Below are 22,275 nucleotides of genomic sequence, written 5' to 3' on the forward strand. Positions count from 1 at the left end.
CTTGTTAACTTATGGTGAAAATGTTAATTCCACATTTAGAGAGGAAATTTCAATGACTAATTCAAAAAAACTTTTCGCACCTAACGCTGTCTTCGTGTCAGACCAGCCTAAGCAAGATTTAGTGTTAAAAGAAGTCTACGACAACTTGCTTGAACAAGGCTACGTAAAGGGTAACTTTTTATCCCACATTGTTGAACGGGAGCACAATTTTCCTACAGGTTTAGACACTTCAACCTTGGGTAAAAATATTCCTAATATCGCAATTCCGCACACGGAAGGGGAGTTCGTCAATACCAAATTGATTGTTCCAATTTCATTGACTACCCCAGTTGTTTTTCACAATATGATTAATCCAGAACAACCGCTTGAAGTAAAATTTTTATTCATGCTGCTAGACAATGATCCTGATGGTCAAGCCGAATTGTTGGCCAGTGTTATGGACTTTTTGGCCGACACGCCAGCCAATGAATTGCGCGAAGTTTTTAACTTCACCGATCCGCATGCAATCTATGCTTTTTTGAAGCAAAAATTTGAGGACAAAGAAAAAGAAGACTAAAAATTAGTCTTCTAAGTAAATATCACGTAATTCCATGATGTCGGCACTTGAAAGCTTCATGACATCACGCAAGTAGTCGTTGATACTGCCGTATTCGTCGTTTAAAACTTTGACTGCGTGGTCAAGGTATTCTGCACGAACGCTTTGGATATCACGAATAGATTGCAAAACATTTTCATTACGACCATTTTGACGGGCATGTTCGATCATGCTGTCAATGAAGTCCTTAGTCGTGATGTTGGTTAAAAGGTAGTCTTTCTTGATAGTGCTAAATGGTACGCCAAGTGCACTAAGAGCAAGTAAAGCACCAAAACCGGTTCTGTCTTTACCAGCAGTACAGTGGAAGATTACACTTTCACCATCGACAGTATTTTTAAGCAAAACGTCGAAGAACTTGCGGTAAGCATTTTGGGCAGATTCACTTTCAATCATGTCTTCGTATGCGTAGTGCATATGGTTGAAACCGAAGTCTGCATCATCATGAGCTTGCTTGTTTAGGTCGTTTAAACTCTTGGATGAATTGGTCAAGTCTTCGCTAAAGACGGGATCGTAGATGTATTCTACGCCATCTGGCACACGGTCTGGTTGGTTATCAACTTCTTGTTTACTACGGAAGTCGACATCGTATTTAACACCGTAATCAGTTAAGAATTGCTTGTCGAATGGTGATAAATCGGCTAAGTTACCAGTTCTTAGTAATTTGTGCATCTTGATTTTCTTGCCAGACATGGTTTCGTAGCCTCCAAGTTCGCGGAAGTTACGGCCACTGGTGACGCCGATTAATTGATTAGTTAATTTTTTAGTCAAAAATTGCTCCCCTTTCCTTAATCTATTCATGAACAATATTTTATCAACAAAACTCACACTAAACAATTATTTAGAAAGTAACGGCTTACAAAATTATGCTAAAATAAGAATTAAGTATTAATGCATTTTTAGGAGATGAAAATTATGGCAAAAGAAAGCATTTTAGTTCCAGTAGATGGTTCAGAATCAGCTGAAAGAGCTTTTGATAAGGCTGTTAGAATCGGCCAAAGAGATGGCGCTCATGTTGATGTATTAAACGTAATCGATACACGTCAATTTATGGGTGAAATGCAAGATACCTTGATTTCTGGTGACACCATTTATCAAATGACCCAAGACTCTGAAGAATACTTGAAGAGCTTGAAGAAATGGGCACATGACAACTTCAACTTTGATGATGTTGATTACCACATTCGTTATGGTAGTCCTAAACGAATTATTTCTTACGACTTCATCAAGGACCACCACGATACTTTAATCGTAATGGGTGCTACAGGTTTGAACGCCGTTGAAAGAATGTTGATGGGTTCAGTTACTGAATACGTAAACCAACACGCTTTGGCTGATGTTTTGGTTGTTAAAACCGATATGGCCAACAATCCAGTTAAGCCAACTATGAAAAAGAACTAATATAAGAATAATCGTCAAATGATCCTAAAGTCATTGGCGATTATTTTTTTGAAAAAAGTTGCAAAATACCTTGATAGAACACGAATGTTTCTGGTATTATTTTATAAAATGAACGTGGAAATGTAATAAGGGGGAGTGAAAGACAGTGTTTATGCAATCAGAACAATTTATCGTAATGAATGATGTGTCTTTCGCTCGAAAAGACGTTTTTTCTGTTCGTTTAGTTATTAGAAACGTTATCAATTAGACTTAATTATTGATCGTCTTTGGCGACCCGTAATTAAGTCTTTTTTTGTGACGTTGGTAGTTTGTTTTATCACTATTTTTTATGTTTATGGAGGACATAAATTAAGATGAAGAGATTTAGAAGAATCTTGGTAGCGGTAGTTGCTCTTCTTGTAGCAGTAGTCGCAACTGCCTGCTCAAACAAGAGCAATAGTTCTAAGGGCGGCTATACCCCAAAGTCATTGACTATTCAATTTGTGCCAAGTCAAGCCGCAACTAAGTTGCAAGCTCGTGCAAAGCCTCTTGAAAAGATGCTTTCAAAGAGATTGGGTATTCCTGTTCACGTTTCTATGTCAACTGACTACAACACTGTTGTGGAAGCTATGAAATCAAAAAAAGTTGATGTAGGTTTCCTTCCACCAGATGGTTATGTTTTAGCTCACAAGCAAGGTGCAGCTGATTTGCTTTTGCAAGCTGAACGTTACGGCGTTAAGCAACCAGGTGGTAAAGCAACTAACCAATTAGTAAAGAGCTACCGTGCAGAAATCCTTGTTAAGAAGGGTTCAAAGATCAAGAACTGGAAAGACTTAAAGGGTAAGTCAATTTCAGTTCAAAACCCAACTTCAACTGCCGGCTACGTATTCCCAGTTGCTGAACTTAAGCAAAAGGGTTTGGACGTAACTAAGGATTGTAAGTTGGTTACTGTAACTGGTCACGACCAAGCTGTTTTGAACGTCTTAAACGGCGATACTGATGCAGCTTTCGTCTTTGAAGATGCACGTAACATCGTTAAGAAGGACAATCCAAAGATCATGAGTCAAGTTGTTCCAATTTACTTTACTAAGCCAATTCCTAACGACACTATCTCAGTAATTCCAAGTATGTCTAAGTCATTCCGTAAGAAGCTTGCTAAGGCATTCATCGCTGTAGGTAAGTCAAAGGAAGGTAAGAAAGTTATCGAAAGCGTATATAGCCACGAAGGTTACGCATACGCAAAGGATAGCGACTTCAACGTTATTCGTAAATACGACAAGATTGTTGAATCAACTAAGAAATAATAATTCAAATTAAGGGAGTTAACGATTAAATGGCAGATAAGCCAATGATCCAATTAAAAGATGTTTCCAAGATCTACGACAACGGTACTGTCGGTTTAAAGGACATCAACCTAACTATTAATAAAGGCGAATTCGTAGTAGTTGTTGGTTTGTCTGGTGCTGGTAAGTCAACTTTGCTGCGTTCAATCAACCGTTTGCACGATGTTACCTCAGGCGATATTTTGATTGACGGCAAATCAATTACAAGTGCCAAGGGCAAGAATTTGCGTGAATTACGTCGCGATATTGGTATGATTTTCCAGAACTTTAACTTGGTTAAACGTTCTAGCGTTTTGCGCAATGTTTTGGTAGGCCGCGTAGCTTACTACCCAACTTGGAAGACTACTTTTAACTTATTCAGTAAAGAAGATAAACAAAAGGCTTATGAAGCTTTGCAACAAGTTGATTTGGCCGATAAAGTTTATGCACGTGCTGACGAGTTATCAGGTGGTCAACAACAACGTGTAGCGATTGCGCGTGTACTTATGCAAAATCCAAAGATCATCTTGGCCGATGAACCAACTGCATCACTTGATCCACAGACTTCAGTGAGAGTCATGAACGACTTGAAGATGCTTAATGAAAAATATGGCATGACCGTAGTTGCTAACTTGCACAGTATCGAACTTGCACAACAATTTGGTGAACGAGTAATCGGTATTCGTGCCGGTCAAGTGGTTTACGATGGCAAGATGAAAGATACTCCTAAGTCTGTCTTCACTAATATTTACAATGGTGGTAACGGCAGCGAGGAGGAAGAATAATGCCTGAACAAATAAATCAATTGCCTAAGCGCAAGTTCAAAGTCATGAACTTGGTTTGGACAATCATCATGATTGCAGGACTATTTATTTCAATCAACGTCACTAACACGCACATTAGCGTCTTGTTTGAAAACTGGGACCAATTTGCTGATATCTTCGTGCAAATGTCTCACCCAGACTGGAGCTACTTGAACGTTGTTTGGCCTAAGTTGATTGAAACCATCAAGATGGCCGTTTTGGGTACCGTAATTGGATCTGTTGTCGCATTTATCTACTCATTATTGATTGCCCGTAATATTGTTAAGAATAAGGCTGTAACTGGCGTACTTCGTGTCATTATGAATATCGTCAGAACTATTCCTGACTTGCTTCTTGGTGCGATCTTCGTAGCTATCGTAGGTATCGGCCCAGTTGCCGGTATCTTGGCTTTGGCAGTCTTCACCTTTGGTGTGGTTGTTAAGTTGTTCTACGAAGCAATCGAAACCATTGATCCAGGTCCAATTGAAGCTTTGACTGCTGTAGGTGCAAACAAGCTGCAAATTATCCATTACGCAGTTATGCCACAAATCATCACTTACTTCATTTCATATGTTTTATACGCATTTGAAATCAACGTCAGAGCATCAACAGTCCTTGGTTATATCGGTGCCGGTGGTATTGGTCTTAACTTGCAACAAACTTTGCAAGTCTTCAATTACGCTCAAACTGGTACGATTATCATCGTTATCATCGTAGTTGTTGTTTTGATCGACTATGTATCATCTAAGTCACGGGAGGCGTTAATGAAATAATGGATACTACAATGAAAAAATTACCCGCTAAACCCGTTGACCGTAAGAAACAAGCAGCGCATTGGCTGATTGCGATAGCGACTGTTGTAATTATTGTTTGGTCATGTACCGGCATTAACTTCGGTGGTATTAAAGCTACTGCTGGTCAAATTGCTGGTGCGATCTTCGCCGGCATTTTCCATCCGGACTGGAGCTATGTTTACAATGGCTCAGGTGAAGACTTGATCTCACAATTATGGCAAACCATTTGTATCGCTTTCTTAGGTACATTTATTTCCGCAATCATTTCATTGCCATTTGCCTTCTGGGCAGCTCACACTAGACACAAGCATTGGTACACTTCGAGAATCGGTAAAATTGTTTTAGCAATTATCCGTTCATTCCCTGAAATTGTTCTTGCTTTGATGTTCATCAAGGCCGTAGGCCCTGGTTCTGCAGCCGGTGTTTTGGCATTAGGTTTCCACTCAGTTGGTATGCTTGCCAAGTTGTTCTCAGAAGCCATTGAAAACTTGGAAGAGGGACCAAACGAAGCTGTGATCGCAGCCGGTGGTTCTAAGTTCCACGTAATCATGTTTTCAACGATGCCTAACTTGATGCCAGCTTTGATTTCTAACACCTTGTACCGTTTTGATGTTTCAATTCGTTCTGCATCTATCCTTGGTTTGGTAGGTGCCGGTGGTATCGGTTACCCATTGATCATTGCACTTCAATATCGTCAATGGGACCGTGTAGGTATCATCTTACTTGGTATCATCATTATGGTTGTCATTATTGACTGGATTTCAGGTTGGATCCGTAAGAAGTTAGTTTAATTGTTAATGAACTCAAAAAGAGCGAAGATAATTCTTCGCTCTTTTTTCTATGCCCGGTATTTGAAATTGCAGCGCTCTAAATGATCGTTGATTAAGCCGATCGCTTGCAGGTATGAATAAACGATAACTGGCCCCACAAAGAAGAAGCCGTCTTTTTTCATTTGCTTAGAAATCTTCTTGGAAAGATCGTTTGAAGCAGGGACATCATCAACGATTTCGGGATGATGCATGATTTGGCTAGGGATGAAATTTTGCAGGTATTTGGCAAAACTGCCATGTTCTTCTCTTGCTGCTAAAATTGCTCGCGCATTTTTAATTGCGGCGTTTATTTTCAAATGGTTGCGAATGATGCCCTTGTCCTGCATGAGCATCCTCGCATCGTAATCGGTCATCTGCGCCACTTTTTCCACGTTGAAGTCTTTGAATGCTTTTCTAAAATTCTCGCGCTTATGCAAAATCGTGCTCCAGCTCAAACCTGATTGGAAAAGTTCAAGCACCAGCATCTCATAGAGATATTTCTCATCTAAATTAAGCTTGCCCCATTCGTGGTCATGGTATTCTTGCATTGCCTTGTCTTTAACGTCGCCCCATGGACAGCGGCTAATAATTTGATCGTTCATATTTTTCTCCTCAATCTATATTTTTACCCTACACTATTTATTACGCAAAAAATACCAATTTTTTTCTAAGAAATTTTATTTTTATGCATGAAATAGGGGCCTAAATAGCTTTTTTTGTTATAATTAGGGTTGAATTTTAAGGAGGATCATATGGAAAAATTAGATACCATGATGTTGGCTGACGATTTAGCCTTATCACAAGACAAGATTTTGAATGGTGAACAAGACTTTGATGCCGAAGCTGTTTACAAGGTGATCGACAACTTAGGCGTTTTAAATAATCCGATCAAGGATTATTTCGATATGACCGAAGAACAATACTACGAAGCAGAAAGCGATCATAAATTAACTTTGATTAAGATGGCAAACAAGTTAACTGATTTGCATGATCGTATTTTAACGAACCACGTTGACGGCTACGTTGATAAGGACGAAATCAATTTAACTTACAACCATGAAAATCCATATGAAGATGATTTATACGACCCAGCAACTGATTACCGGGTTATTGTGTACAGCTTGAAGGTTATTGGCGCAGTCCAAGCAATCGCTGCCAAGGATTTACAAGAAGTATTATCTAAAGACGCTGTATTATCAATAGGACTTGCTGCTTACGCTTTAGCACACAACGAATAAATTATTTGAGTCGGTTCGTGTTGGACCGGCTTTTTTTGTCTTTGAGGCGAAAAGAATGAATCTTTTTAAACAAACAAAAGGAATAGTTGATAGGATCATCGGAGCAAAAAAGCGTTCCGCAATCGAGAAAGAGGGGGGCTTGCTCGATCCGATGCAAAAATACACGACCATTGGCGAATACCATGTGGGACCAGAAGATGGTACGCCTGATGGCAAGAAGTTTGTCTTGACCGTTTATCAAGACAAAGATGGTGTTTTGCGTCAAGGCTTAAGCTCTGAGAATACAGCAGAACTCGCACCAGAATACGTGCGTAAATATAATGAAAAGCTGGGGCGTTTTCGTGCTTTCCGAAATAAAAAGACGGGCCGTCGCTATTTAGTAGAAGATTATCTTGATGATTTTACCAATGAAGTAAAAAAGCATATTCGTGAGGGTAGAAACTCAGTGAATATCGGCGTGATTACCGATACCCACTTTAAAGACAAGGATAGTATCGATTTTTACGGCTGGAATGGTTTGCAGCACGTACAAGAATTTTCTTACCTTGAAAAATCAGGTTTGCTTAACATGAAGGCCCACCTAGGTGATTGGATCGATGGATCTGATGCTGGTCTACTTGGCGAAAGCGAACTGATCAAGTTAAACAATTCGTTTAAGTCTGCTACGCTTCCTTACTTAAATATTAAGGGCAACCACGATGAAAATGATAAGTTTGACGAGCAACATGATTTGAAGGCTTCATTCCCAGAAAATGAGTTTGAAAATATCATGTGGCCTGACATGTACCGGCAAAAGAATATCCATTATATTTCACGCCAACATGGTGTAGCATACTTTGACTTCGATGATATCCGCGTCATTTCCGTTAATACGTCGGATTTGCCTTATGTTTTGAATAATAAGGGACAAAAGAAATACGATGCCAAGATTACTTTGGCCGTGCGTGAAGACCAAATTGAAGAGATCATCGAAATTCTGACTAGATCATCCAACAAGAAGATTATCTTCATGAGCCATGCCAACCCAATTAATCGCAAGGGCAGTAACGCCCTTAAATATAACGGTAGATCTTTGCATGAATTGCTCGTTGCCTTTAATCAAAGAGAAAAGGGCCGCATGCATGCTAGCGATGGTGAACCAGCAGAATTCCGTTTATCCAATGACTTCGACTTTACGCACGTAAAGAATGCGCGCATCATTGCCTACTTCTGCGGCCACCGTCACCGCGAAGATCAATATCGCATCAATGGTATCCAATATATTCTGTTTAATTGCTCAGCCTTAATGGGGCCAAAACATTCTTTAACAACCAAATTCAATAAGAACTTGAAGCGGCAGATCGACCACAGCAATGAAGCGGCCGGTTATATCGTTAACGTTGATTTGAAACGCCACCGCATTCAAGTCTTTGGCTATGGCGCTGCCGCAAGACGGCGAGTATATTTTATTTAGTTAAAGAAGAGTAAAGCTATTTGGCTATTACAAGTGTTTAGCTTATAATAAAAAGGTTAACGTAGAAAAATATGTATAGATAAAGTAGAGAGAATTTAGCTTAGGGGAAGTTTAAATATGTGCGGAATTGTCGCATTTTATGATCCAAAAATAAACGAAAAACAGGCCGTTATTGGCAAAATGATGGCTACGATCAAGCACCGTGGACCTAGTTCCGACGGTTACTACACTAACGATGAGGTTGCCCTTGGTTTCAGAAGATTGTCAATTATCGATCTTCGTGGGGGTACGCAACCTATTTATAATGAAGATAAAACTAGAGCAATTATCTTTAATGGTGAAATTTACAACTTTAAGCCATTAAGAGAACAATTAATTAAAGCAGGCCACACTTTCACTACCAAGGCCGATACTGAAGTATTGCTTCACGGTTATGAAGAATGGGGCATGGATGGTTTACTTAAGAAGGTACGTGGTATGTTTGCTTTCCTTATCTGGGATGACAACAACAAGACCCTTTATGGTGCACGTGACTTCTTTGGTATCAAGCCAATGTACTACAGCAACCAAGATGGCCACTTGCTTGTTGGTTCAGAACTTAAGAGTTTCTTGGAATATCCAAAGTTCAAGCGTGAATTGAACGTTGAAGCTGTTAAGCCATACCTCATGAACCAATACAACGACCTTGAAGAAACTTTCTTTAAGGGTGTTTACAGATTCCCAGCAGGTCACTGGTTCGAATACAAAGATGGCGAAATGAAGACCCACCAATACTGGGATGCTGAATACAAGGAAAACAGCTTAAGCTTTGAAGAAACTTTGAAGCGCATCAACGATGACTTGAAGGAAACTGTTGACTTGTACAGAAACGCCGACGTTAAGGTTGGTGCCTTCTTGTCAGAAGGTATCGACTCTTCATACTTGACCACTTTGCTTAACCCAGACGACGTTTTCTCAGTAAGTTTTGACGACTCAACTTACGATGAAGCTTCAAAGGCTAAGGCTTTAGCTGACATCAACCACTGGAAGTTCTTCAGTGACAAGGTTGACGCCGATGAAGCTATGCGTGATTTCCCAGAAATGCAATACCACATGGATGAACCTGATGCCAACCCATCAATCATCCCACTTTGGTACTTGTGTAAGTTGGCTCGTAAGCACGTTACTGTTGCGCTTTCTGGTGAAGGTGCCGACGAATTGTTTGCCGGTTATGTTAACTACGGGATGCACACCCATAATGATTTGATCAAGGTCTTCACTAGCGAACTTAAGAAGTTGCCTAAGAATAAGCAAGTTAAGTTGGCCCACAAGATTAAGAAGATGCCTAACTTCCCAGGTAAAGTTCACATGTACACCAATTTGGCTGAACCAAGTGAATTCTACGTTGGTCAATCAGTAATTTACGACATGGATTACCCAACTATCTTTACCTCAAAGGATGCCAACAGCATTTTGCAGCCAACTTACCGCAACAAGTTGACTGTTAACGGCATTTACCAAAAGGACTTCAAGAAGGTTAAGGGCATCGACAACGTTAAGCAAATGCAATACATCGATTTGCACCACTTCATGCTTAACGATATTGAACAAAAGGCCGACAAGATCTCAATGGCTCACTCACTTGAAGTTCGTGTGCCATATCTTGATAAGAAGATCGCAGAATTAGCTAACTCAATCCCAACTAAGTACTTGGTAAACCGTCATGATACCAAGTACGCACTTCGTAAGGCTTCAGAAAAGGTATTGCCTGACGAATGGGCTAAGCGTCCAAAGCTTGGTTTCCCAACACCAATCAAACAATGGCTTAAGGAACCACGCTTCTACAAGCAAGTACGCAGCTTGTTCGAAGAAGAATTCGTAAATGATATCTTCGATCAAAAGAAGATAATTAAGCTTCTTGATGACAACTACGAAGGCGATGGCTCACACAGAAGACAAATCTGGGCTATCTACACCTTCCTTGTTTGGTACAAGTTGTTCTTCGTAGATTACGAAAACACTGTTAAGAAGTACCAACATGTTCAACCTGAAGTTGCTAATTTGATTAAGCAAGGTAAGTTACTTTAATTTAGGGGATTATTGAAGATAATGAGTAAGAAATTTACACCAATTTTACTTGGTAGTGACATTAACGTTTATGGTATGGCTCGTTCATTCAACGAAGCATACGGCATCAAGGTTAAGGCAATGGCTGATGCCCAACTTGCCGCAACCCGTTATTCAAAGATTGTTGACGTAGAACTTCACCATGGTTTTAGCGCAGATCCAACTTTTATGGATGTTATGCGTAAAAAGATGGAAATCTACAAGGATCACAAGGAACCAGTAATTTTGATTGCTTGTGGTGATGGTTATGCGGAACTTCTTTCAAAGCACAAGGAAGAATTGAGCAAGGTATTTATCGTACCTTACATCGATTACGACTTGCTTGAAAAGTTAATTTCTAAGGAAGGCTTCTACGAAGTTGCCGAAGAATATGGTTTGCCGTATCCAAAGACTAAGATCATCACTATGGATGATTACAAGTCAGGCAAGTACACTGATGTGCCATTCCAATTCCCAGTAGAACTTAAGCCAGAAGACCCAGTTTCATGGCTTAACTGCCAATTCGAAGGTCGTAAGAAGACTTTCACCATCCACGATGAAAATGAATTCAAGGATATCGTAGGCAAGATCTACACCAATGGTTATACTGAAGACCTTATTTTGCAAGACTTCATCCCTGGTGATGACTCAAACATGAGAACCTTGAATGCTTACGTTGACAAGAACCACCAAGTTAAGATGATGTGCTTAGGTCACCCATTATTGGAAGACCCAACCCCACAATCAATCGGTAACTACATGACTATCTTGCCAGCATACGACGAAGAGTTATACGAACAAGTTCAAGCCTTCCTTGAAAAGTTGAACTACACTGGTATGGCTAACTTCGATATCAAGTACGATACTCGTGACGGCAAATACAAGTTCTTCGAAATCAACTTGCGTCAAGGTCGTTCAAGCTTCTACGTAACTTTGAACGGTTACAACTTGGCTAAGTGGTACATCGACGATTACGTTGAAGACAGCTTGAAGGATAAGGACACCGTATACGGCAATAAGTTGAAGTCTAAGCACGTTTTATGGATGGGTGTACCAGTTAAGATCTTTAAAGAATACGCCTTTGAAAACGAAGCTAAGGACACTGCAGAAGAATTAATTCACGAAGGTCGTTATGGTACTACTGTCTTTTACGACAAAGACCGCAACTTTAAGCGTTGGCTTTTGATGAAGTACATGTTCCACAACTACTACGCTCGTTACAAGAAGTACTACGAAGTAAACAAGGGTCAATACTTCAAGAAAAATAAGTAATTGAATATTTAAGAAAGCTTGGAAGTTATTTCCAAGCTTTTTTATTTTTGTTTCTATCCTTGGAATAAATAATTGATGATATAATGACAACGAATTTTTTCAAGGAGGAAAAAAGGATGAAAATTAAAAAGTTAGGTATTATTGCGGCAGCAGCTATTATGGGGATTTCTGTTGCGGCTCCAGCTACTAGTGTATAAGCTAGCCCATATTCAGATGCCTTTTTGGGGTCCTTTTAACGGTTATTTAGCCGGAAGAGCAGTAAATATTAATGACTGAGACTATGGTAATTTAAGCGATGGCAATGTTGAAGTAAAGACAAAGACTGGCGTTACCTATGTTGGCGATGTAGTCATTCCAAACACTGCTGATTTATCTTATGCCTTTGCTAGTTCAGGTACCTTGCAGAAGCTTGATGTTGGTGCTTTGGATACAACTGGCGTCGATAGGATAGCTCAAACTTTTGCGATGGATCATAATTTGGTTGAAATCGATGGTTTGGAAAATTGGGATGTTTCTAAAGTAACTAATTTTACTTCTACTTTCTTAAGTGATTATAAGATTCAATGTTTGGTTAACTTAAGTAACTGGGAAATTCAAGATAATGCTCATACGGATAATATGTTTAGCCCAAGTCGGGTAGCAACACCATTAATGGTTATTGTAAAGAGTGGCGCTCAAAATATTAATAGAGGTACTGATGTTTTTGGTAAAGATAATGCCCAACACTACTTATACAAAGTAGAAATCAACGGCCAAGTTGTTGAAACACTTCCAGCTAAAGCATTTAACTCTGCTGAAGAAGCTGTAAACGAAATTCAAAAGCATTTGGGCGAAATTGCTACTAGCAGAAACTCCTGTGACTCCGGCTCAACCAACCACGGCTCCAGTCAAACCAGAAAACAAGCCTAACAAGACTAAGGACAACGGTAAGACCGTCAAGCCACACGCAGAAAATGCAACCAACAGACATGGTAGAAAGTACGCTCCAGCAGTTGCAGTAAAGAACACTACTAAGCCACAAGGTACTGTATTGAATAACACACAAACCAAACAACATCCTCAAGCAACAGCTAAACCACAAGGTGTAGTGTCAGCTAACAAGAAACAAAATCAAAAGCCTTTGCCACAAACAGGTGCTAAAAAGTTGGGAAAAATTTCTCCCAACTTTTTTTCGTGCTAAAAATCTCTTAACAGCAGTCTTTTGCTAAATACAAGGTGTAGACGCCTTTATATGTATAGAATACAAGATATTGTGTTTTATGGTAAGATTGATTCATAAATTTAGAGAGGTTGATCTTTATGTTAAAGCAAGAATTGGAGCAAAAGCTAGAAACACCAACAATGTTCGTTAAGCGTGACGGCTCTAAATATCCGTTCGAATTATTCAAATTGGAAATGGTTATTCACGCTCTCGGCTTAGATGATGTTAAGACAATTATTTTAAGCAAGATTATGGACAAGCTTGATGATGACACCGTAACGGCACAAGATGTTGCGGCCGCATTTAGACAAAGCTTGAATGAACTTGGCTATATTGAAGCTGCCAAAAAGTATGTTGCTTACCGCAAGCACGACGTTGCCGAATGGGAAAAACAAATTGATACTAAGGACCGTTTGGAACGCTTAGTTCATAAAGACCCAACCATCGTTAACGAAAACGCAAATAAAGATAGTGATGTCTTCAGCACCCAACGTGATTTGACCGCTGGTACAGTAGGTAAGACCGTTGGTTTGACCATGATGCCTGAACACATCGCTAAAGCCCACCTTCGCGGCGACATTCACTGGCACGACTTAGACTACACTCCACTTTCACCAATGTCTAACTGCTGCTTGATCGACTTCAAAGAAATGCTTACCAACGGCTTCAAGATTGGTAATGCCTACATGGAAAGTCCTAACTCAATCGGCGTTGCTACCAGCCAAGTTGCCCAAATCATCACTAACGTAGCTTCAAGTCAATACGGTGGTTGTTCGTTTGACCGTGCCGATGAAGTTTTAGCTCCTTTTGCTCAAAAGAACTACGAAAAGCACTTAAAGGATGCTAAAGAATTAATTGACGATGAAGAAAAAGCAGATGCTTTTGCTAAGAAGCGTACTAAGAAAGACATCTACGACGCTATGCAAAGCCTGGAATACGAGATCAACACTATGTTCTCAAGCCAAGGTCAAACACCATTTACTAGCTTGGGCTTCGGCCTTGGTACTTCTTGGATTGAAAAAGAAATCCAAAAAGACATTTTAAGAATCAGAATTGCTGGTTTGGGTAAAGAACACAGAACCGCGATCTTCCCTAAACTACTCTTCACCCTTAAGAAGGGTCTCAACTTGCACCCAGGCGATCCTAACTACGATGTTAAGAAGCTTGCCATCGAATGTTCAACCAAGAGAATGTACCCAGACGTTTTGAGCTACGACAAGATTAAAGAAATCACCGGCTCATTCAAGTGTCCAATGGGTTGTCGTTCATTCTTACAAGGTTGGAAGGACAAGAACGGCAAGGAAGTTAACTCAGGCAGAATGAACTTAGGTGTTGTCACTGTTAACTTGCCAAGAATCGCTATGGAAAGTCACGGCGATATGGACTTGTTCTGGAAGATCTTCGACGTTAGAATGCAAACTTGCCACGAAGCCTTACAATTCAAGGCTCACCGCGTAACCGAAGCTAAGCCAGTCAACGCACCAATCCTTTACCAATACGGTGCATTTGGCAAGCGTCTTTCAGAAGATGGCAACGTTAACGACCTCTTCAAGAACGGCCGTGCCACTATTTCCTTGGGCTACATCGGCCTTTACGAAGTAGGTACTGTCTTCTACGGTTCCGATTGGGAACACAACAAGGAAGCTCACGACTTCACTGTTGAGATCGTTAAGAAGATGCATGACTTATGTGCTAAGTGGGAAGAGGAAGATCCTAACCACTACCACTACAGCTTGTACTCAACTCCAAGTGAAAGTTTGACCGACCGCTTCTGCAGACTTGATACTGCTAAGTTCGGCAAGGTTAAGGACATCACTGACAAGGAATACTACACTAACTCATTCCACTACGATGTTAGAAAGCACCCAACTCCATTTGAAAAGTTGAGTTTCGAAATGGATTATCCAAAATACGCTGCTGGTGGTTTCATCCACTACTGCGAATACCCTAACTTGAAGCAAAACCCAGCAGCTCTTGAAGCCGTTTGGGACTGGGCTTACGACAAGGTAGGCTACCTTGGTACCAACACCCCAATCGACAAGTGCTACAAGTGTGGTTTTGCCGGTGAATTCAAGGCTACTGCTAAAGGCTTCCAATGCCCAGTCTGCGGCAACCACGATCCACGTACTTGTGACTGTGTAAAGAGAACCTGCGGCTACCTTGGTAATCCTTTGAAGAGACCTATGGTTCACGGTCGTCATGAAGAAATTGCTCACAGAGTAAAGCACATGACCATGGGCTTGGTACGCGAAGAAGCTGAAGAGGAAACTAAAGAAAATGCCAAAGAAAGATAAAAACGATCAAGAAGGCCCTGACATTCGCAGCAGTTTGATCAAGGTTAATATTGATGGTGATACGGTATTTGTTGACTCAAATCAATATAAGCCTCAGGTCGATCATGCAAAGAAGTTGCTTAAGCAAAAGGCGATGCCTAAGAATCCTAAACCACAAGAATGGAAGAGTGAAGAGCATAGTTTGCACAAGATTGCGGACTATAAGCCGTTCAACTTCGTTGATGGTGAAGGTGTAAGATGTAGCCTTTACGTTTCTGGATGTTTGTTTGACTGTCCGGGTTGCTACAACTTGGCAGCGCAGAACTTCAACTATGGTCAGCCTTATACGCAAGACCTTGAAGACCAGATCATCAAAGATATGTCTCAGCCTTATGTGCAAGGTTTGACCCTTTTAGGTGGTGAACCATTCTTGAACACTTGGGTTTGCTTGAAAATTATCAACCGGGTGAGAAAAGAATTTGGTCATACCAAAGACATCTGGTCTTGGTCAGGCTACACTTGGGATGAATTGCAAAAGGAAACTCCTGATAAAAAAGAAATGCTGTCGAAGATCGATATCTTGGTTGATGGACGATTCCTTGAAGCAAAGAAAGATTTGACCTTGCAATTCAGAGGTTCAAGCAACCAACGAATTATCGATGTGCCTAAGTCACTCAAGGCTGGCAAAGTCGTTATTTGGGATAAATTGCAAAGATAGATAATAGATAAAAACAAGGGGTAATTGTAAAATTAGATTTACAGTTACCCTTATTTTGTGGAGAAAAATGATGAAAAAAGAAAAAATAGAGTTAGTTGATCAAATTATGACAGCCTTGCAAAAGGTCATCGATCCTGAATTGCAGGTTGATATTGTTAACTTGGGTTTGATCTATGGCATTGATATTGAAGGCACGAAGGCTACGGTAAAAATGACTTTGACGATCAGTGGTTGTCCATTGTCTACTTATTTGCAAGACCACATTAAACAGGCTGTATTGACCGTTAACGGCATTGATTCATGTCAGGTACGATTAGTCTGGTATCCTGTTTGGTCGCCTGAGAGGATGACTGAGGCCGCTAAGAAGCAGCTGGGGATGCTTGATGATCAAAGTGAAAAAGAAGAGATCGAAGATACTGAAAAAGAACAAAAAGTCATCGACTTTTCTGTGCCAATTAAAAAGCTGGCTGATGAATATCCTGATTTTATCCAGATTATGTATGACTGCGGTTTTACCAGAATTAAGATTCCAGGCTTGCTCAGCACAGTAGGTAGAGTAATGACGATTCCGCTTGGTGCACAAGCAATGAAGATCGATTTAAACAAGATTAAACAGGCTTTTGAAGAAAAGGGCTACAAGGTGATTGAATAATGGCGAATTTAAGTAAAGAAAGACAAGAGGCGCTGCTCAAGATCTTGCATTATATCCAAGATGGCGGCGATTTTGCGACAGCGAAGAAGATGTTTCAGGAGGCGTTCGATAAGGTCGACGTATCTGAAATTACGGCAGCAGAGCGGGAATTAATCGCACAAGGTTTGGATCCACGCAAGATTCAATATTTGTGTAACGTTCACGCTGATGTGTTTAGGGGCAATATCAAGGAAAACAAGGAGAATCCTGATTTTTCCATGCCAGGTCATCCGGTGAACACAATCAAGCAGGAAAACGTGGTTATCAAGTCGCTGGTCAATGACTTTTTATTGCCTAACTTGAAAAAGTGGGAAGATAACAAATCTGATGAAACCTTAGATAAAATCAAACAAGCATTGTCTGATTTAGCCACGATCGATAAGCACTATGCGAGAAAAGAAACCTCGCTTTTTCCACTAATGACCAAGTACGGCATCACTGCTCCGCCACAAGTAATGTGGGGCGTGGATGACAAGATTAGACGTTTAATTAAACAAGCAAATGAGATTGCTAATACTGATCCAATTGATGCAGAAAAATTAGATAAGGCAATCAAGGAAACTAGCCACGAAGTACTCGAGATGATCTTCAAAGAAGAAGACATCATGATTCCAATGATCGATGAAGTGGCATCCCCCGAAGATTGGGAAAACGTTAAGCAAGAAGAAAAGCAAATCGGTTACACCTTGATCAACCCACCAATGAATTGGAAGCCAAAAGCAGAACCAAAGGCTGCCGGCCCAATTTCGGTTGATAATCTTTCCAGCTTGTTCATTAACTTCAAGGAAGGATCATTGAATCTAAAACAACTGTCCGCAATTTTAGACATGTTGCCATTTGCTTTAACTTTCGTCGATGCTAACGACAAGGTAGCTTACTTCGGCGGCGGTGCGAATATTTTCCCTCATTCTAAAAACGCGATCGGCAACTCCGTCTTCTCCTGCCACACACCGGCCAGCAAGCCAATCATCGAGAAGATCTTCAAGGAATTTCATGAAGGTAAGAAGAACGAGATCTCATATTGGTTCACGCCAAGAAAGATGGGTAGAAAGCTCTATTTGCGTTACTACGCCGTCCATGATGACAATGATCAGTATCTGGGATGCCTCGAGGTGGCGCAAGATATCACCGACATTGAAAAATTGACGGGACAAAAGAAAACAGAATAAGTTAAATAGTTTACGAACAGTGTCAGCTTGGCACTGTTCTTTTTTTGTACTTCTTGATAAGCTAGACAATGGAGAAAAAGAACATTAGGGAGGCAAATATGAAAAATGCACATGGAAAAATTAAAACTGATGAAATTAAGTTAATTTGGCTGATCGTAGGTGAATTAGCTACTTGGATCGGTGCTAGTTTCATTTGGCCATTAACTTCTGTTTACTTAAACAAACAGCTGCACATCAGTCTGTCAATCATTGGTGTGGTCCTGTTCTGTAACTGTGCCGGCAACATCCTCGGCTCAATTATTTCAGGACGTCTTTATGATAAATACAATCCGTACCCATTGATGCTCTGGGGCTTAGGTCTAGATGCCGCAGTCTTATTTTTGATGGCCGCATTTCATGGCTGGCCAGAATATTGGGTCTGGCTGACTTTGACCGGCTTCTTGGGCGGCTGGAACGGAACCTTGATCAACTCCGTTGCCACTAGTTTGAAAAAATATCCGAGCCGCTACGTCTTCAACGTTTTGTACTTCTCACAAAACTTGGGTGTGGTAACCGGTACTTTGATCGTAGGATACCTCTACGACTTCTCAATTACACTTCTATTCGTGATTGCGGCACTACTCTTTGTAATTGCCTTCATCAATGCAGTCTTCAACTACAAGCCAATTATCGCCTTCCACAAGGAAAGAATGGCCAAGCATAAGAAGGGTGAAAAGCACAAGGCAGAACCAATGCCAAAGCGCAACTTCATTATGACGATGGTCTTCTTCACCACCCTGGGCGTAACTTGGCTGATGTACATGAACTGGGAATCCAACTTGTCCGTTTACATGGTTTCACTTGGAATTCCATTCCACTTGTACAGCTTGCTTTGGACCCTTAATGCCGGCGTTATCGTCATCATGCAAGGGATCCTGGCTCGTTTTCCTAATATTTTTAAAAATCTCTTCCATCAGATCATCTTTGGGATCTGCATGTTCTCACTATCGTTTATCACATTAGTTTTTGCCAAAGACTTCGCGCACTTCGCTTTATCAATGTTCATCTTGACCTTGGGTGAATCAACCGCGTTCCCAGCTATTCCTGCTTACGTCAACGACTTGTCACCACTTACCAGTAAAGGCAAGTACCAAGGTGCCAACATGGTGGCTTCCGGGATCGGGCGTGCGTTTGGACCGCTCTTTGGTGGTTTAATCATCGACCATGCTGGTTATATTCCATTCTTCTGGGTAGCCGCTATCGTGATTGCCTTGATGATCGTAGTCATGATTCCAACTTACATGAGAGTGCACAAAGAATTAACTATTTATAAGTAAGTAAAAAGCATACAAAATTAAATTAAAATGATATAATTAGCTTGATTTAATTTTTTAGACACCAAAAAAGGAGGATTTTCCTGAATGAATAATAAAATGGCCGTTCGCGGCGGTGCCGGCGACATCCTCGAACCCAAAGTAGGTACTCGTCCACAAGATAATTTATACTTAGCAGTTAACTCTGAATGGCTTGAAAACGTCAAGATTCCATCAGATCGTTCAAGAATTGCCAGCTTCGACAACATTGACCTTGATGTTGAAAAGAAGTTGATGAAGGACTTCGCAGATTTTGCCGATGGTAAAAAAGAAGTTGCTGATGTGCCTAACTTGAAGAAGGCAGTTGAACTTTACAAGTTAGCGCGTGACTTTAAGCGTCGTGATGAAGATGGTGCTAAGCCTATCCAAGCTGATTTAGCCTTGCTTGAAGGTATTCGTGACTTTGCTGACTTCAACTTGAAGGCTCCAGACTTGTTCAAGGCGGCTTTTGCATTGCCATTCAGCTTCGACGTTGATGCCGATATGAAGAACACTAAGATCAATGTATTGCAATTCTTCGGTTCATCAATTTTCTTGCCAGATACAACTACTTATAAGACTGATGCGGCACAAAAATTGCTCGACGTTTTGAAGAAGCAATCAATTGAGCTTCTTAAGATGGCAGGTCTTTCAGTGGGTCAAGCTGAAGAATACGTTGACGATGCCATGAAGTTCGATGACAAGGTATCTAAGGTAGTTAAGTCATCTGAAGAATGGGCAGACTACCCAGCAATGTACAACCCAATGCCAATCTCAGACTTTGAAAAGAAAATTACTAACTTCAAGATGGACTACTTCTTGAAGGAAGCTTTGGGTGAAGTTCCAGACCGCGTAATCGTCGCAGAACCTCGCTACTTGGATCACTTCGATGAATTGATTAACGAGGACAACTTCGATGAAATCAAGGGTTGGATGATCGTTAAGTTCATCAATGGTGTTGCTAGCTACTTGTCACAAGACTTCCGTGAAGCATCATTCCCATTTAGCCAAGCTTTGTCAGGTCAACCAGAACTTCAAAGCCAAGAAAAGCAAGCATACCACCTTGCTAACGGCATCTTTAGTGAAGTTGTTGGTGTTTACTATGGTAAGACTTACTTTGGCGAAGACGCTAAAAAAGACGTTTTATCAATGATTCACAAGATGCTTGATGTTTACGAAGAACGTATCAAGAACAATGACTGGCTTTCTGAAGAAACTAAGCACAAGGCAATCGTTAAGTTACGTGCCTTGATCTTGAAGATCGGTTATCCAGACAAGATTGAAGAAATCTACGATCGTTTGCACGTAACCCCAGCTAGCGAAGGTGGCAGCCTTTACTCAAACGCTAGAGCTGCTGAAATTGAACAAGTTAAGTACAACGTAGAGAAGTTGCACGAGCCAGTTGACCGTACTGTATGGCTCATGCCAGGTAACTTGGTTAACGCTTGTTACGACCCACAAAGAAACGACTTAACTTTCCCAGCCGCAATTTTGCAAGCACCATTCTACGACTTGAAGCAAGATCGTGCTGAAAACTTCGGTGGTATCGGTACTGTTATCGCCCACGAAGTTTCACACGCATTCGACAACAACGGTGCGCAATTCGACGAATACGGCAACATGAAGAACTGGTGGACTGACGCTGACTACGCAGAATTCAAGAAGCGTACGCAAGCTGAAATCGACTTGTTCGACGGCATCAAGTATGGTCCTGTAACTTTGAACGGTAAGCAAATTGTTTCAGAAAACATTGCTGACCAAGGTGGTTTGACTGCTGCTGTTCAAGCTAACAAGGGTGAAAACGGCGATATGAAGAAGTTGTTTGAAAACTTTGCTCGTATTTGGGCTAACAAGCAACTTACTGAGTCTATTAAGACGCAAGTTTCAGTTGACGTTCACGCACCTGGTCCAGAACGTGCCAACGTTCAATCACAATGCCAAGAAGAATTCTACAAGGCATTTGACGTTAAGGAAGGCGACGGTATGTGGCTTGATCCTGAAAAACGTGTGGTAATTTGGTAGTTTAGATAAAGAAATAACCTCATCCAAATGGATGGGGTTATTTCTTTATCTATCGTTAAAAAATGCCGTTTTTTTGATGATAGAAATTAGTGTAATAAAATAATATCAAAAAACAGTTGGCAACAAGGCCAACTGTCCTGGTATGGTTTAGTCGGATTACGATTTAACGCAGGTAGTGATTGAAAAGTGACTTAAGACTTTTTTTGATCCACTTCTTAAGACGCTTGATCATCTTACCGTCCGATGGTATAAATACTAGTATGAAGAAATGATACACTATAACGTATGTTGAGAGTCGACTAGCTATCGACTCGAAAGAATTGTGGGCGGTCGAAAGACCGCTTTTTTTATGCTTTATTTTCTATCGACAGAAAATTGATACAACTATAATATTTGCTCTTTTTTAATGAAAAACGCCCGAAAATCCCCGTATTTTAATGCGGGGATGGATAGGGCCAAGCTGACCTAGCAGTCAGCTTTTTTTATTCTAAAAATAGAGACATATGTTCGCTTATCCTGTAAAATATAAATATCTAATCTATGAGGAGGTGAAATACATGAAAAGAATGAGCAGTTTAGCCTATCATTTTGGCGTTAAGCTTCGCTTTTATCCTAGTTCTAAGCAAAAGAAAATCATTAAACTAAACTATGATGCGCAGCGCTTTGTCTACAACTCTTATGTCGGACGCAATCGGACTAGCTACCATGCTAAAAGTTATTTAGCTAATAGGCAAAATCGAGCAATGCCCTTTGCTTTTTCTGCTCTTAATAGCTATGAAGTCCAACTGGCAGAAACAGTAGTCATCAATAATGAATTATTGGCTAAGCCTAAGAATATTCGTGATACTTATAGCTTTTTGCGTGTTAAAGAAATTGATAGCCTCGCTATTGCCAACGCCATTCAAAATTATCAGAAAGCTTGGAACAACTATCGCAAGATTGGTTATGGAATTCCGACTTTTCACAAAAAACGCAGCGACTGGTCATATCAGACTAACTGTCAATATCCTAAGCAGTCAGAAGCCTATCTTGATAACGGGACAGCTAGATTTATTGATGCTAAACATATTAAATTGCCTAAGCTGGGAATTGTCCGCATTGCTGGTTTTAGAAAACTGATTA

General features: G+C 40.5%; 21 protein-coding genes. 19 read left to right on the forward strand and 2 right to left on the reverse strand.

What is annotated here, in order from left to right:
* The first annotated feature begins 52 nt into the window (after positions 1-52).
* Entirely contained in the window at positions 53-556 is a 504-nt protein-coding gene (locus BN1206_RS00420; protein ID WP_013436990.1) for a PTS sugar transporter subunit IIA, read from the forward strand.
* Between the two features lie 3 nt (positions 557-559).
* Here the strand turns inward: BN1206_RS00420 and BN1206_RS00425 are convergent, their stop codons facing one another.
* Positions 560-1,363, reverse strand: coding sequence for a tyrosine-protein phosphatase (locus BN1206_RS00425; protein ID WP_013436991.1), 804 nt, complete (start codon positions 1,361-1,363; stop codon positions 560-562).
* A 144-nt stretch (positions 1,364-1,507) separates the two neighbouring features.
* Here BN1206_RS00425 and BN1206_RS00430 point away from each other — a divergent pair, with 144 nt between their 5' ends.
* The 5 genes from BN1206_RS00430 (at position 1,508) to phnE (BN1206_RS00450) (ending at position 5,682) form a co-directional block, all read left to right on the forward strand.
* Entirely contained in the window at positions 1,508-1,993 is a 486-nt protein-coding gene (locus tag BN1206_RS00430) for a universal stress protein (protein ID WP_013436992.1), read from the forward strand.
* Positions 1,994-2,346: 353 nt separating this feature from the next.
* Complete coding sequence (locus BN1206_RS00435; protein ID WP_013436993.1) at positions 2,347-3,276, forward strand: phosphate/phosphite/phosphonate ABC transporter substrate-binding protein; 930 nt, start codon at positions 2,347-2,349, stop codon at positions 3,274-3,276.
* Positions 3,277-3,305: 29 nt separating this feature from the next.
* Positions 3,306-4,079 (forward strand): phosphonate ABC transporter ATP-binding protein, encoded by a 774-nt coding sequence (phnC, locus tag BN1206_RS00440; RefSeq protein WP_013436994.1) that lies wholly within the window; start codon positions 3,306-3,308, stop codon positions 4,077-4,079.
* Entirely contained in the window at positions 4,079-4,870 is a 792-nt protein-coding gene (gene phnE / locus BN1206_RS00445; protein WP_013436995.1) for a phosphonate ABC transporter, permease protein PhnE, read from the forward strand. The genes phnC and phnE (BN1206_RS00445) overlap by 1 nt, the downstream gene beginning before the upstream one ends.
* Positions 4,870-5,682 carry a phosphonate ABC transporter, permease protein PhnE gene (gene phnE, locus BN1206_RS00450; RefSeq protein ID WP_013436996.1) on the forward strand — a complete coding sequence of 271 codons (813 nt, stop codon included), beginning with the start codon at positions 4,870-4,872 and terminating at the stop codon, positions 5,680-5,682. Before phnE (BN1206_RS00445) ends, phnE (BN1206_RS00450) begins: the two co-directional genes overlap by 1 nt.
* A 47-nt stretch (positions 5,683-5,729) precedes the next feature.
* On the opposite strand, the gene BN1206_RS00455 is transcribed toward phnE (BN1206_RS00450), so the two are convergent.
* Entirely contained in the window at positions 5,730-6,302 is a 573-nt protein-coding gene (locus BN1206_RS00455) for a DNA-3-methyladenine glycosylase I (RefSeq protein ID WP_013436997.1), read from the reverse strand.
* A 150-nt stretch (positions 6,303-6,452) separates the two neighbouring features.
* On the opposite strand from BN1206_RS00455, the gene BN1206_RS00460 reads away from it, so the two are divergent.
* From BN1206_RS00460 to BN1206_RS00520, 13 genes are all read left to right on the forward strand, one after another.
* A complete protein-coding gene (locus tag BN1206_RS00460; protein ID WP_013436998.1) occupies positions 6,453-6,938 on the forward strand; it encodes a hypothetical protein in 486 nt (161 codons plus the stop codon).
* 55 nt (positions 6,939-6,993) lie between these two features.
* Entirely contained in the window at positions 6,994-8,391 is a 1,398-nt protein-coding gene (locus BN1206_RS00465) for a metallophosphoesterase family protein (protein ID WP_013436999.1), read from the forward strand.
* Positions 8,392-8,508: 117 nt separating this feature from the next.
* The gene (asnB, locus tag BN1206_RS00470; protein ID WP_013437000.1) at positions 8,509-10,458 is read left to right on the forward strand and encodes an asparagine synthase (glutamine-hydrolyzing); all 1,950 of its coding nucleotides are present in this window, start codon (positions 8,509-8,511) and stop codon (positions 10,456-10,458) included.
* Between the two features lie 21 nt (positions 10,459-10,479).
* A complete protein-coding gene (locus BN1206_RS00475; protein WP_013437001.1) occupies positions 10,480-11,748 on the forward strand; it encodes a carboxylate--amine ligase in 1,269 nt (422 codons plus the stop codon).
* 351 nt (positions 11,749-12,099) lie between these two features.
* The gene (locus BN1206_RS00480; protein WP_081456844.1) at positions 12,100-12,657 is read left to right on the forward strand and encodes a BspA family leucine-rich repeat surface protein; all 558 of its coding nucleotides are present in this window, start codon (positions 12,100-12,102) and stop codon (positions 12,655-12,657) included.
* Positions 12,605-12,928: a hypothetical protein gene (locus BN1206_RS00485; RefSeq protein ID WP_013641396.1), complete on the forward strand. Its 324-nt coding sequence runs from the start codon at positions 12,605-12,607 to the stop codon at positions 12,926-12,928. Before BN1206_RS00480 ends, BN1206_RS00485 begins: the two co-directional genes overlap by 53 nt.
* Positions 12,929-13,047: 119 nt before the next feature.
* Complete coding sequence (nrdD, locus tag BN1206_RS00490; protein ID WP_013641397.1) at positions 13,048-15,243, forward strand: anaerobic ribonucleoside-triphosphate reductase; 2,196 nt, start codon at positions 13,048-13,050, stop codon at positions 15,241-15,243.
* A complete protein-coding gene (gene nrdG / locus BN1206_RS00495; protein WP_013641398.1) occupies positions 15,227-15,940 on the forward strand; it encodes an anaerobic ribonucleoside-triphosphate reductase activating protein in 714 nt (237 codons plus the stop codon). Before nrdD ends, nrdG begins: the two co-directional genes overlap by 17 nt.
* Before the next feature lie 70 nt (positions 15,941-16,010).
* Positions 16,011-16,592 (forward strand): iron-sulfur cluster assembly protein, encoded by a 582-nt coding sequence (locus BN1206_RS00500; protein WP_052542716.1) that lies wholly within the window; start codon positions 16,011-16,013, stop codon positions 16,590-16,592.
* Positions 16,592-17,800 carry a DUF438 domain-containing protein gene (locus BN1206_RS00505; RefSeq protein WP_022087594.1) on the forward strand — a complete coding sequence of 403 codons (1,209 nt, stop codon included), beginning with the start codon at positions 16,592-16,594 and terminating at the stop codon, positions 17,798-17,800. The genes BN1206_RS00500 and BN1206_RS00505 overlap by 1 nt, the downstream gene beginning before the upstream one ends.
* 98 nt (positions 17,801-17,898) lie before the next feature.
* Entirely contained in the window at positions 17,899-19,116 is a 1,218-nt protein-coding gene (locus tag BN1206_RS00510) for an MDR family MFS transporter (RefSeq protein WP_013641399.1), read from the forward strand.
* An 84-nt stretch (positions 19,117-19,200) separates the two neighbouring features.
* Positions 19,201-21,153: a M13 family metallopeptidase gene (locus tag BN1206_RS00515; RefSeq protein WP_052542718.1), complete on the forward strand. Its 1,953-nt coding sequence runs from the start codon at positions 19,201-19,203 to the stop codon at positions 21,151-21,153.
* 557 nt (positions 21,154-21,710) lie between these two features.
* Positions 21,711-22,275: helix-turn-helix domain-containing protein (locus tag BN1206_RS00520; RefSeq protein WP_156172722.1), on the forward strand; the 565-nt coding region annotated here is incomplete at its 3' end.

This window comes from Lactobacillus sp. OTU4228, from assembly GCF_001006945.1.
Classification (GTDB): Bacteria; Bacillota; Bacilli; order Lactobacillales; family Lactobacillaceae; genus Lactobacillus; species Lactobacillus amylovorus.